10 protein-coding genes are annotated in these 12,101 nt (G+C 44.1%); all 10 read left to right on the plus strand.

All coding sequences use genetic code 11. The features are described from left to right. The first annotated feature begins 261 nt into the window (after positions 1 to 261). Positions 262 to 1,158: a dipicolinic acid synthetase subunit A gene (dpaA, locus tag JOC95_RS04310; protein ID WP_204413778.1), complete on the plus strand. Its 897-nt coding sequence runs from the start codon at positions 262 to 264 to the stop codon at positions 1,156 to 1,158. 1 nt (position 1,159) lies between these two features. Next, entirely contained in the window at positions 1,160 to 1,759 is a 600-nt protein-coding gene (locus tag JOC95_RS04315) for a dipicolinate synthase subunit B (protein WP_204413787.1), read from the plus strand. 131 nt (positions 1,760 to 1,890) lie between these two features. Continuing rightward, entirely contained in the window at positions 1,891 to 2,931 is a 1,041-nt protein-coding gene (asd, locus tag JOC95_RS04320; protein ID WP_204413789.1) for an aspartate-semialdehyde dehydrogenase, read from the plus strand. A 159-nt stretch (positions 2,932 to 3,090) separates the two neighbouring features. After that, entirely contained in the window at positions 3,091 to 4,362 is a 1,272-nt protein-coding gene (dapG, locus tag JOC95_RS04325; RefSeq protein WP_204413791.1) for an aspartate kinase, read from the plus strand. After that, positions 4,355 to 5,227, plus strand: a complete 873-nt coding sequence (dapA, locus tag JOC95_RS04330) for a 4-hydroxy-tetrahydrodipicolinate synthase (RefSeq protein WP_204413797.1) — start codon at positions 4,355 to 4,357, stop codon at positions 5,225 to 5,227. The genes dapG and dapA overlap by 8 nt, the downstream gene beginning before the upstream one ends. Before the next feature lie 237 nt (positions 5,228 to 5,464). Further along, positions 5,465 to 7,129 carry an RNase J family beta-CASP ribonuclease gene (locus tag JOC95_RS04335; protein ID WP_204413798.1) on the plus strand — a complete coding sequence of 555 codons (1,665 nt, stop codon included), beginning with the start codon at positions 5,465 to 5,467 and terminating at the stop codon, positions 7,127 to 7,129. Positions 7,130 to 7,262: 133 nt separating this feature from the next. Beyond that, the gene (locus tag JOC95_RS04340; protein WP_204413799.1) at positions 7,263 to 8,015 is read left to right on the plus strand and encodes a ClpP family protease; all 753 of its coding nucleotides are present in this window, start codon (positions 7,263 to 7,265) and stop codon (positions 8,013 to 8,015) included. After that, positions 8,012 to 8,227, plus strand: a complete 216-nt coding sequence (locus tag JOC95_RS04345) for a YlzJ-like family protein (protein ID WP_204413800.1) — start codon at positions 8,012 to 8,014, stop codon at positions 8,225 to 8,227. The genes JOC95_RS04340 and JOC95_RS04345 overlap by 4 nt, the downstream gene beginning before the upstream one ends. A 148-nt stretch (positions 8,228 to 8,375) precedes the next feature. Then, positions 8,376 to 10,721 (plus strand): DNA translocase FtsK, encoded by a 2,346-nt coding sequence (locus tag JOC95_RS04350; protein ID WP_204413801.1) that lies wholly within the window; start codon positions 8,376 to 8,378, stop codon positions 10,719 to 10,721. A gap of 576 nt (positions 10,722 to 11,297) precedes the next feature. Next, the gene (locus JOC95_RS04355; RefSeq protein WP_204413802.1) at positions 11,298 to 12,023 is read left to right on the plus strand and encodes a GntR family transcriptional regulator; all 726 of its coding nucleotides are present in this window, start codon (positions 11,298 to 11,300) and stop codon (positions 12,021 to 12,023) included. Positions 12,024 to 12,101: the final 78 nt, after the last annotated feature.

A 12,101-nucleotide genomic window follows, 5' to 3' on the forward strand; every position in this document is an offset into this window, starting at 1 on the left:
ACGAGCTTTTCTGCAAAGAAATCGAGGAAAAAGGCCCATCATAAAGATGATAACAGAATCACAATCTTTACTTTAATTCTAAGATTTCACACCAACCCTAATTCCCCCTTTAACACTAACCTACATCACAATCTTTAACCACCTGTACCTTTATCCCCCTATTCAATCACAGAATTTCTTTGGATGACATAAGATGTGGAAGTAAGAAAAGTTGATGTTAAGGTTTCAATACTTTCACGAAATAGAAGAAGGTGAACTTATATGCTGACCGGAATGCACATAGCTGTCATTGGCGGTGATGCAAGGCAGCTGGAAGTGATTCGTAAGCTTATCGAGCTGGACGCAAAGCTTTCGCTTGTTGGATTTGATCAATTGGATCACGGCTTTACTGGTGCTTCTAAAGAGCAAATAGATGAAGTGGATTTTTCCACAGTCAATGCCATTATCCTACCTGTTCCAGGGACGAATTTGGAAGGGCAAGTGGATACCATATTTTCAAACGAGAAAATCAGTTTGACAGAAGAAATAGTCAAACAGACGCCAGCGCATTGCACAATCTACTCCGGAATAACAAACAGTTATCTGGATCAACTCGTATCAAGTACTGGAAGGAAGTTGGTGCAGTTGTTTGAGCGGGATGATGTGGCCATTTATAATGCGATTCCGACTGTTGAGGGAACCATCATGATGGTCATCCAGCACACTGATATAACAATCCATCATTCCAAGGTGGCGGTACTGGGCCTCGGCAGAGTGGGGATGAGTGTTGCGCGGACATTTGCAGCTCTAGGGGCAAATGTAAAAGTCGGTGCTAGGAAGTCAGAGCATATCGCACGGATTTTTGAAATGGGATTGACTCCTTTCTCATTGAAGGAACTGTCATCACATGTTTCGGATGCTGATGTAGTCATCAATACCATTCCGCATATGATCGTTACTTCTGATGTCATTTCCAAGATGCCAGCTCATACACTGATCATCGACTTGGCATCAAAACCGGGTGGGACAGATTTTCGCTATGCGGAAAAGAGAGGAATCAAAGCATTACTGGCACCAGGGCTTCCAGGCATTGTTGCTCCGAAAACAGCTGGTCAGATAGTGGCCAATGTGCTGTCACAGTTACTTAAGGAAGGCATGGATGGGAGAGGGGAGAATTAAGATGGATTTAAAAGGAAAACGCTTAGGTTTTGGATTAACCGGTTCACACTGCACATATGATGCGGTGGTACCTGAATTGAAAAAGTTGGTGGATGCAGGTGCAGATGTCCTGCCAGTCGTTTCATTCACCGTTCAGAATACGAATACCCGTTTCGGTGAAGGAGAAGAGTGGATCAAAAAGATCGAGGAATTGACAGGAAACAAAGTGATCGACTCCATTGTAAAAGCAGAGCCACTTGGTCCGAAAATCCCATTGGACTGCATGGTCATCGCACCGTTGACCGGAAATTCGATGAGCAAGTTGGCAAATGCCCTGACAGAGTCACCGGTACTGATGGCAGCGAAGGCGACATTGCGCAATCATAAGCCGGTCGTACTAGGTATTTCCACCAATGATGCGCTTGGGTTGAATGGGATGAACCTGATGAGATTGATGTCCACAAAGAACATCTATTTCATTCCTTTTGGTCAGGATGCCCCTGAAAAGAAACCGAATTCCATGGTAGCCAGAATGGAAATGCTGGTGCCGACAGTACTGCATGCGCTTGAAAATAAACAAGTTCAGCCAGTCATAGTAGAAAGATACAAAGATGACCTATAGGATCGACTGATGCAGGAAGAGAAGAAAAAGTTAAATTTTCTTCTCTTCTTTATTTGAGTAATGTGATAAAATTAAAAATTAAGTATGAATGTTTATACTATTTTATTTGTTATGGAGAGGTGCTTGAATAGATGAAAGGTTATCATGTAGCGGTAGTAGGAGCAACAGGGGCAGTTGGACAACAAATGCTTCATACATTAGAAGAAAGAAACTTTCCGATTGAGAAGTTGACACTATTGTCATCAGAGCGCTCAGCAGGTAAAAAGATCACATTTAAAGGTCAGGAATATACAGTAGAAAAAGCGGAACCGGCGAAATTCGACGGTGTTCAAATAGCATTGTTCAGTGCAGGGGGAAGTGTATCCAAGGAACTGGCTCCAGAAGCTGCCAAACGAGGCGCGATCGTGGTGGACAATACAAGTGCATTCCGTATGGATCCGAATGTGCCGCTTGTTGTACCTGAGGTGAACGAGTCAGATTTGAAGTCCCACAATGGGATCATAGCCAACCCTAACTGCTCCACAATCCAGATGGTAGTGGCGCTTGAGCCGATCCGTCAAAGTTTCGGATTATCCAAGATCATCGTTTCCACCTATCAGGCGGTTTCCGGTGCGGGAGCGGCTGCCATCGAGGAACTTGAGTCCCAATCGCAGGCCCTTCTTAATAAAGAGGATTTCACCCCTGGGATACTTCCTGTAAAGGGAGACAAAAAGCATTATCAAATCGCATTCAATGCCATTCCGCAAATCGATAAATTTGAAGACAATGGCTTTACCTTTGAAGAACTTAAAATGATCAATGAAACGAAGAAAATCATGCATGCACCTTCATTGCAGGTGGCTGCTACTTGTGTGCGCTTACCAGTTGTCACAGGACATTCCGAGAGTGTATATATTGAAATTGAGGACGAAAATGTGACTGTTCAAGATATAAAAGCGCTATTGGAAAATGCGCCTGGTGTGGTGCTACAAGACAAACCCGAAGAGCAGCTGTACCCGATGCCTGCAAGTTGCGTAGGCTTGAATGATGTGTTTGTCGGACGAATCAGACAAGACCTTGATAATAAAAAAGGTTTCCATCTTTGGGTCGTTTCCGATAATCTTCTAAAAGGCGCGGCATGGAATTCTGTACAAATTGCAGAAAGCTTAGTGAGTCTTGGACTAGTAAAATAAAATTTCCAATCGAAAAGGTACAGATATGATCCGGCCTTTTCTTTTCTGCGATAATTTCCACCTCTTATCTTGAACGATTACATCGAGTGCATCAGGTACTATTTTGACAGCATGTTTCGTATGTATTATGGATGTTTTAAAATAAAGAGGTGCCATGACATGAAGATAATTGTTCAAAAATTCGGTGGAACGTCTGTTAGGGATGAAACTAGCAGAGAGTGTGCTTTTCAACATATCAAAAAGGCAGTGGATGAGGGCTACAAGGTGGTGGTTGTCGTTTCTGCCATGGGGAGAAAAGGGGAGCCATATGCAACCGATACACTACTTGGTTTGGTTGGCAGTGGAAGTCACTCCGTTTCCAGGCGTGAAATAGATAGTTTATTGTCCTGCGGAGAGATTATTTCTGCAGTTGTTTTCAGCAATATGCTTAACCATAAAGGAATATCAGCTACATCATTCAATGGGCCGCAGGCTGGATTCCGCACGAATAATGACCATACAAATGCGCGGATCATAGATATGAAATGCGACAGGCTTTTGGAAGCACTGGATGATCATGACGTCGTGGTGGTTGCCGGCTTCCAAGGTGAAACAAAAAATGGTGACATATGCACAATAGGGCGGGGTGGAAGTGATACATCTGCAGCGGCTCTTGGCTCTGCCTTACATGCTGAGTGGATTGATATTTTCACAGATGTAGAAGGCGTCATGACCGCCGATCCCAGAATTGTAAAGGATGCCCGTCCATTAGCGGTAGTTACGTACAATGAAATTTGCAATATGGCCTATCAAGGGGCAAAGGTCATCCATCCTCGTGCAGTGGAGATAGCCATGCAGGCAAAGATACCGATCCGTATCCGTTCCACATATTCAGAATCAACAGGAACACTTGTGACCACCTTGGATAAGGTAAGCAAGGGATCGGATGTGAAAGATCGGCTGATCACTGGAATTGCCCATGTCCCGAATGTGACACAAATTAAAGTGTATGCAAAAGAAGGTAATTACGGTATACAGACAGAAGTATTCCGTGCAATGGCAAATGAGCAGATCAGCGTAGATTTTTTCAATATCTCACCTACTAGTGTGGTATATACAGTAACAGACGATATGAGCGAAAAGGCAATTACCGTTCTGAAGAAATTAGGTTACGATCCAAAAGTGACCCGTCATTGTGCGAAGGTCGCCACTGTCGGAGCAGGCATGTCAGGAGTCCCTGGTGTGACCGCGAAGATAGTAACAGCTTTATCAGAACTCGGTATCCAGATCCTTCAATCGGCTGACAGCCATACGACCATTTGGGTCCTTGTCAGGCAGAAGGATATGATCCAGGCGGTAAATGCCTTGCATAAAGCCTTTAATCTGGCAAAAAAACAACTAACCATTCTACAAGCAGTAGTAGATGAAGGAGAGATTCAAGTACATGATTAACTTTGGAAAAGTTTTAACAGCTATGGTTACACCATTTGATAACAACGGAAATATAGATCTTGAGAAGACGACCCTTCTAGTCAACCATTTGATCAAAAATGGAACGGATGCATTGGTTGTTGCAGGGACAACAGGTGAATCACCTACTCTATCAACAGAAGAGAAGCTTGCATTATTCCAACATGTTGTAGAAGTGGCAGCTGGTCGTATTCCAGTTATTGCCGGCACAGGAAGCAATAATACAAGAGCGTCGATCGATCTTACCAAGAAAGCTGAAGTAATCGGTGTGGATGCGATCATGCTTGTGGCACCATACTATAATAAACCTACTCAAGAGGGCATGTATCAGCATTTTAAAGCAATCGCTGCAGAAACTTCCCTGCCTGTGATGCTTTACAATGTCCCAGGCCGAACTGTCGCCAACATGAGTGTAGACACTACTGTCAGATTGGCTGAATTAGACAATATCGTGGCAGTGAAAGAAGCGAGCGGCAATTTGGATGCCATGACTGAAATAATCGCGAATACACCTGATGACTTTTTGCTTTATAGCGGGGATGATGGACTTACATTGCCAGTACTATCCGTCGGTGGTAACGGAGTGGTGTCGGTTGCTTCCCATGTCATAGGTAACGAAATGCAGGAGATGATTAAAGCTTTCGAGACCGGGGAACAAGCAAAAGCTGCAAAACTGCATCAAACATTGTTGCCTATCATGAAAGGTATGTTCAGCGCACCGAGCCCAACACCTGTCAAAACAGCCTTGCAGCTTAAAGGCCTGAATGTCGGAGGAGTAAGACTTCCGTTAGTGCCGCTTTCCCAAGAAGAAAGAGAAACACTGACAGTTCTATTAAAAACGTTATAAAACCGTAAAAGGCCAGGGCCCAGTAATGGGGACCGTGGCCTTTTCTGTTTTTTCCGGCTAATGTGATATTCATAATATTTCTTGTATTCCAATTCTTGCATACGTTATAATATGGTCAAATGACTGAGCGGAAATTCTTTTAGCTAAATATTTGAAGTGAAGTTTGATTCTAAACAGCATAAAAAGAAAAAAGCATATTTGTCATCCAATTTTCACACACATATAGGAGGGAAGACAGTGAGTACAGCAAAGACAGAAAAGCTAAGAGTATTTTCCCTTGGAGGCGTTGGAGAAATCGGGAAAAACATGTACGTGCTCGAAATTGATGAGCATATATATGTGATCGACGCAGGTGTTATGATACCGGAGGATGGGATGTTTGGAATCGATATGGTGATTCCAGACGTTTCCTATCTGGTTGAAAACAAAGAGAGAATACAAGGCATATTCTTGACACATGGTCATGAAGAGCATATTGGAGCTTTGGCATATATCTTGAGGAAAATCAAAGTTCCTGTTTACGGGACGAAATTGACTTTGGCACTTGCAGATGAACTTGTCAAAGGAGAGGGACTTTCAGGACAGGTCTCCTTCCATGAAATTGACGGGGACACAGTATTGGATCTTCCAAAGACGGAAGTCACTTTCTTCCGCACCAATCATAGCATTCCAGATTCAGTGGGTATATGTTTCCAAACATCACAAGGGGCAATTGTACATACAGGTGATTTTAAGTTTGATCAATCCCAATTGGCAGAGAGTGCTGATATCGGAAAGATGGCTAAAATCGGGAACGAGGGTGTGCTTTGCGTTCTTTCCGATTGCATGAATGCAGAAAAGCCCGGATACACCATTTCAGAAGGCATTGTAAAACAGGAAATAGCGGATGTTGTCTACAATGCCAAAGGCAGGGTATTCGCTGCCTGCCTTGCAACCAATCTGGTAAGGATACAGCAAATCGTGCAGGCATCGATTGCAAGCAATCGAAAGCTCGTTATCGTATCTCACCCAACCAATAAAATTTTGGATATTGCTATAAAGCTTGGCTATTTGGAAATACCTGAGGAAATAATCATGCCGGTTAACGAGATGGGCAATAATGATCAAGAAAGAATTGTCGTCCTGACCATCGGGACACATTCACAGCTCATGACCTCCCTGCTGAAAATGGCAAAAGGTTCACATAAGCATGTGCAAATCCAGGAACATGATGTGGTGATGATTGCGGCTTCACCTTCTCCGGGTACAGAGCTTACTGTAGCAAAGGCTGTAGATAAGATCTATCGTGCCGGGGCAATGGTGGTATATGGACAAAAAAAGATTCACGTTTCCGGACATGGCTACCAGGAAGAATTGAAGCTTATGCTGAATCTGCTGAAGCCGAAATTTGTCATCCCGATACAGGGGGAATATAAAAGACAGATGGCACTTTCGAAAGTAGCGAAAAGTGTCGGCATAAAAGACAAATCGATTTTCCTTCTTGATAAAGGGGAAGTCATGGAGTTCACTCGCGGGGAAGCAAAATATGGAGGGAAAGTGTTCGCAGGAAACGTCCTGATAGATGGACTGGGTGTAGGTGATATAGGTAATATCGTCCTGCGGGACCGACGTCTTTTGTCCCAGGATGGCATCATGATCGTGGTGGTTTCCATAAACAGGGGCCAAAAAACGATTGTTGCAGGTCCTGAAATCATCTCAAGGGGCTTTGTCTATGTACGGGAGTCCGAGCAGCTGCTGGAAAAAGCGAACGAAATCGTGACAGGAATCCTTGATCAAGCAGTAAGAGATCAAGTGATGGAATGGTCTAGCCTGAAGTTGAAAATCAGGGAATCCCTCAATCAGCATCTATATGAAAAAACAAGACGCAGACCAATGATATTGCCTATCATCATGGAGGTCTAATCTGTCATATCCAGCCGTCAGGGCATTACATCCCTGTCGGCTTTTTTGTTCTGACAAAGAATTAAAATGCTCTTTGCGTCCATACTAGAATAGATAAGTATTTCCTAACTGATAGACGAAAGGAGCAATTTTCATGACGGAATTTACATACCAGTCTTCAGGGGAGCCACAACAGGAACCCAATAAACAGGATGCCGGGAAAGATTCTCTAGTAAATAAAATTCAACAGCTTGGCCAAACAAATGTGGCACAGATGCCAGCGGATTCCAAGATCCACTGTTTGACGATCGTAGGGCAGATCGAGGGGCATGTTCAACTGCCTCCTCAGAATAAGACAACCAAGTATGAACATGTAATCCCCCAAATCGTTGCCATCGAACAGAACCCCAATATAGAAGGGCTACTGGTCATACTGAATACGGTAGGGGGGGATGTCGAGGCGGGCCTTGCCATTTCAGAAATGCTTGCATCCTTGTCAAAACCGACCGTTTCCCTCGTTTTGGGCGGCGGACACTCCATCGGGGTACCCATCGCAGTGTCCTGCGACTATTCTTTTATAGCAGAAACAGCAACGATGACTATCCATCCGGTGCGTCTGACGGGCCTTGTAATCGGTGTTCCACAAACATTTGAGTATTTGGATAAGATGCAGGACCGCGTCATCAACTTTGTGACTAAAAACTCGAATGTCACTGAGGAAAAATTCAAGGAACTGATGCTCTCCAAAGGGAACCTCACCAGGGACATAGGAACCAATGTCGTAGGTTCTGATGCGGTTGAATACGGCTTGATCGATCAGGTCGGCGGTGTCGGGGAGGCAATAAAGAAACTTAACGAGCTGGTGGAAGCACGCCATGAGCATTCTGAAGGGAAGCTGCTTCAATGATCCTGTATACGACCATGCCGCAAGAAGTCATTTTTCCTGCAGAAAACAGTGAATATGAAAAGCAACGTGTTGTTGCGTACAACGGTGTCTCGCTCGTTGTCCAGCAGACGGAGATGAATTCATATCAGATTGTACGTAATCTCAGCACGGACCCGGCTCACTATCTGAATGGCGAGTATGCACCTGGTCAAACCATTTACCTAGGCCAATAATACAAAAAGCCGGGTAAAACATGATATTTTCGGCAAACTACCTTTCAAGAAGAATGGCTTATGATATAATACAAGCATCAGAGGAAAAAGCAGCCATTTTTGTTGGCTGCTTTCTTCTTCTCATTATGGTATTAGATAGGTGAATATAATGTCAAAGCGGAAAAAAAGACCGAGTAAAAATCGAAGTGAATGGAAAAGAACGGTCACCTTTGAGGTGATGGGCCTGTTAATGCTTGCCGTAACATGTATTGCCATAGCCAAACTGGGTATGGTGGGTCATGCCTTTGTTTTGGTATTCCGCTTTTTTAGCGGCGAGTGGTATATGCTCATGCTGCTCGGCTTGTTGATTCTATCAGGCTATATAATCTGGAAGAGGGATCTGCCATCCTTTTTTACAAGGCAATTGGTAGGCATTTATATCATCATAATGTCTGTACTCCTTTTAAGTCATGTCTCTCTATTTAAAATGTTATCAAGAGGGGGGACGTTTGCCGATCCCTCTGTTATTGCAAATACATGGGAACTATTCTGGTTTGAGGTTAACGGGGAAACCAGTACCACGGATCTGGGTGGGGGAATGATCGGGGCCATCCTCTTTGCACTATTTCACCTTCTTTTTGATGCAAAAGGTGCGCAGTGGATAGCGACAATCTTTATTGTAATAGGGATCATACTCGTTACCGGGAAATCCCTGAATGATACCGTCATTAAAGTGGCAGTGGGACTTTTCACTTTTATAAAAGGACAATGGCTGGCCTTTACAGAAGATATGAAGAGTTGGAGAACGGACAGCAAAAAGCGCAAAAAGGATAAGCAAGCGGTAAAACAACAAAAAGATCCGGAAGTGAAAAATACCGTAACAGAAGAAGTGGTGGTATTGGAGGAACCGGGAGAAGAAATCATTGCTCCACCGATTATTTCCTCTTTTAATGACCGTTCTGAACATATGGATAAAGGGGAAGGCGCAGTGAAGCCGAAGTCCCCGGCTAAACCGGAAGCGGAGCCAGAGGAGGAGCTGGATGTAGCGATTTCAGCGCCGATGGCATTTACCGAGGTCGAAAACAAAGAATATCAGCTTCCTTCATTGGATCTGTTGAACGAGCCTGTCACCAATCATCAGACGACGGAACACGAGAATATCTATCAGAATGCCCGTAAGCTTGAAAAAACATTTGCAAGCTTCGGTGTAAAGGCGAAGGTCACAAAAGTCCATCTTGGGCCAGCCGTCACAAAATACGAAGTGTATCCGGATGTGGGAGTGAAAGTAAGTAAGATTGTGAACTTAAGTGACGATCTGGCTTTGGCGCTGGCTGCAAAGGATATCCGGATAGAAGCACCAATTCCAGGTAAGTCGGCAATAGGGATCGAAGTGCCAAACAATGAAGTGGCCATGGTGTCATTAAGAGAGGTATTGGATACAAAGCAAGCTGAAAAGCCCGATGCAAAGCTCCTTATCGGACTTGGAAGAGATATCTCCGGAGATGCTGTCGTTGCCGAATTGAACAAAATGCCACATCTACTTGTTGCGGGTGCAACAGGGAGTGGAAAAAGTGTCTGTATCAATGGAATCATCACGAGCATTCTTGTGAGGGCAAAGCCTCACGAAGTTAAAATGATGATGATCGATCCAAAGATGGTGGAACTCAATATGTATAATGGCGTACCGCATCTTTTGGCCCCAGTGGTGACTGATCCGAAGAAAGCATCACAGGCACTGAAAAAGGTCGTCAATGAAATGGAAAGAAGATACGAGTTATTTTCGCACACAGGAACAAGAAATATCGAAGGTTACAATGATTATATCAAGAGGCATAATCAGGATGAAGAGGCAAAACAGCCATCCTTGCCTTATATCGTAGTTATTGTGGACGAGTTGGCCGATCTGATGATGGTTGCCTCATCCGATGTAGAGGATTGCATCACAAGACTTGCTCAGATGGCCCGTGCTGCCGGTATCCACTTGATCATCGCAACACAGCGCCCATCAGTAGACGTCATTACAGGGGTCATCAAAGCGAATATCCCTTCCAGGATAGCCTTCAGCGTGTCATCACAGACAGACTCCAGGACAATCCTCGATATGGGTGGTGCCGAAAAGCTTCTAGGACGCGGGGATATGCTTTTCCTTCCTGTAGGGGCATCAAAACCTGTCAGGGTTCAGGGGGCATTCCTGTCCGATGAGGAAGTGGAGAGGATTGTAGACTTTGTCATTGACCAACAAAAGGCGCAGTATCAAGAAGAGATGATTCCTCAGGATATCAATGAAGAGGTGGAAGCAGTGGAAGATGATCTGTATGATGATGCAGTGCAGCTTGTGCTCGAAATGCAAACCGCTTCCGTATCGATGCTTCAGAGACGCTTCAGGATAGGTTATACAAGAGCGGCACGCCTTATTGATGCAATGGAAGTCAGAGGGGTGGTTGGCCCTTATGAAGGCAGTAAGCCACGGACAGTCTTGATGTCGAACTCCCACAGCGAAGACGTAGGTTCCTAAGGAAAGAGGATAACAGTTTTCTGTTATCCTCTTAATTTTATGGATACCCAAAAAATAAGTAAGTCTGTATTCTGTCTGAACTCCCTGTTGATTTCCGTTCCAGGCATTCGCTTTCCGCGGGGCGGTGCTTGAGCCTCCTCGGCTTGCCTGCGGGGTCTCAAGTCTACCGCTATCTCCCGCAGGAGTCTCATGCCTTGCACTACAATCAACAGGGGCGGCAGTTAACGCATAACGTCTTCACATAATTTTCATTTTTCATAGTGGGAATCTCTTTCATGAAGTTCATTGTCAAAGTGTTGATTTCAAGGTCTCTAGCTGTTGATTGGAGCAATAGGCGAAGACTCCTGCGGGAGATGGCGTTTAGTGGAGACCCCACAGGCGAAGCCGAGGAGGCTTCACAAACGCCCCGCGGAAAGCGAAGCCTATTGCGGAAATCAACAGCGGTGTTTAATAGAGCGCTAATTTTATTATCAAAAACTTTATTTTCTATTTATTTTAAGGGAGAAAAGTGTTATATTATTTTGGATAAAAGGGCATATATAAATTGTTTTGTAAACGGTTAATGGGGGAAGAATTATGTCAATTCGGTCAGACAGTAGGCATTTATACTTACTAGTGGTAGATAAATTAAAACAAGATATCGAGGATAAAATATATAGGGAAAAGGAAAAGCTGCCTTCTGAATTTGAGCTTTCACGGAGGTTAGGTGTCAGTCGTGCGACCCTTAGGGAAGCGCTTCGGGTATTGGAAGAGGAGAACATAGTCATCCGCCGTCATGGAGTGGGGACCTTTGTCAATTCCAAACCGGTTTTCTCTTCAGGCATCGAGCAATTGAACAGTGTCACGGAAATGATTTCACAGGCAGGAATGAAGGCGGGCACGATTTTCCTGACTTCCACCATTGAAAGCCCGACAGAAGAGGACATCAAGAAATTCGGTGATCCTTCGATCGAGGAGCTTTTGCATTTTGAGCGCGTTAGAACTGCAAATGACTTGCCGGTAGTATACTGCATCGATAAGATTCCGACGACGATTGTAGAAGACTACCAATCTTATAAAAATGAATCATTGCTTGAACTATTGGAAAAAGTTGCAGGCAGGACCGTCTCTTATGCAGTGGCTCACATTGAACCCATGGGGTATCATGATAAGATTTCCCCTATACTGGAATGCGAACCTGAGACAGCTTTGCTGGTGCTGAAACAGATGCACTATGATCAAAATGATGAACCGATTCTCTATTCCCTGAATTATTTCAGAGCGGATAAATTCAGTTTTCACGTCCTTAGGAAACGTCCATAAATAAATATAAGTGACTCCCATGATGGGGGTCACTTTTTTGGTGTTTAACCATAATTAAGTTATGTAAACCTAAATGTA

It is taken from the genome of Sutcliffiella tianshenii (assembly GCF_016908565.1).
Classification (GTDB): domain Bacteria; phylum Bacillota; class Bacilli; order Bacillales; family Bacillaceae_I; genus Sutcliffiella_A; species Sutcliffiella_A tianshenii.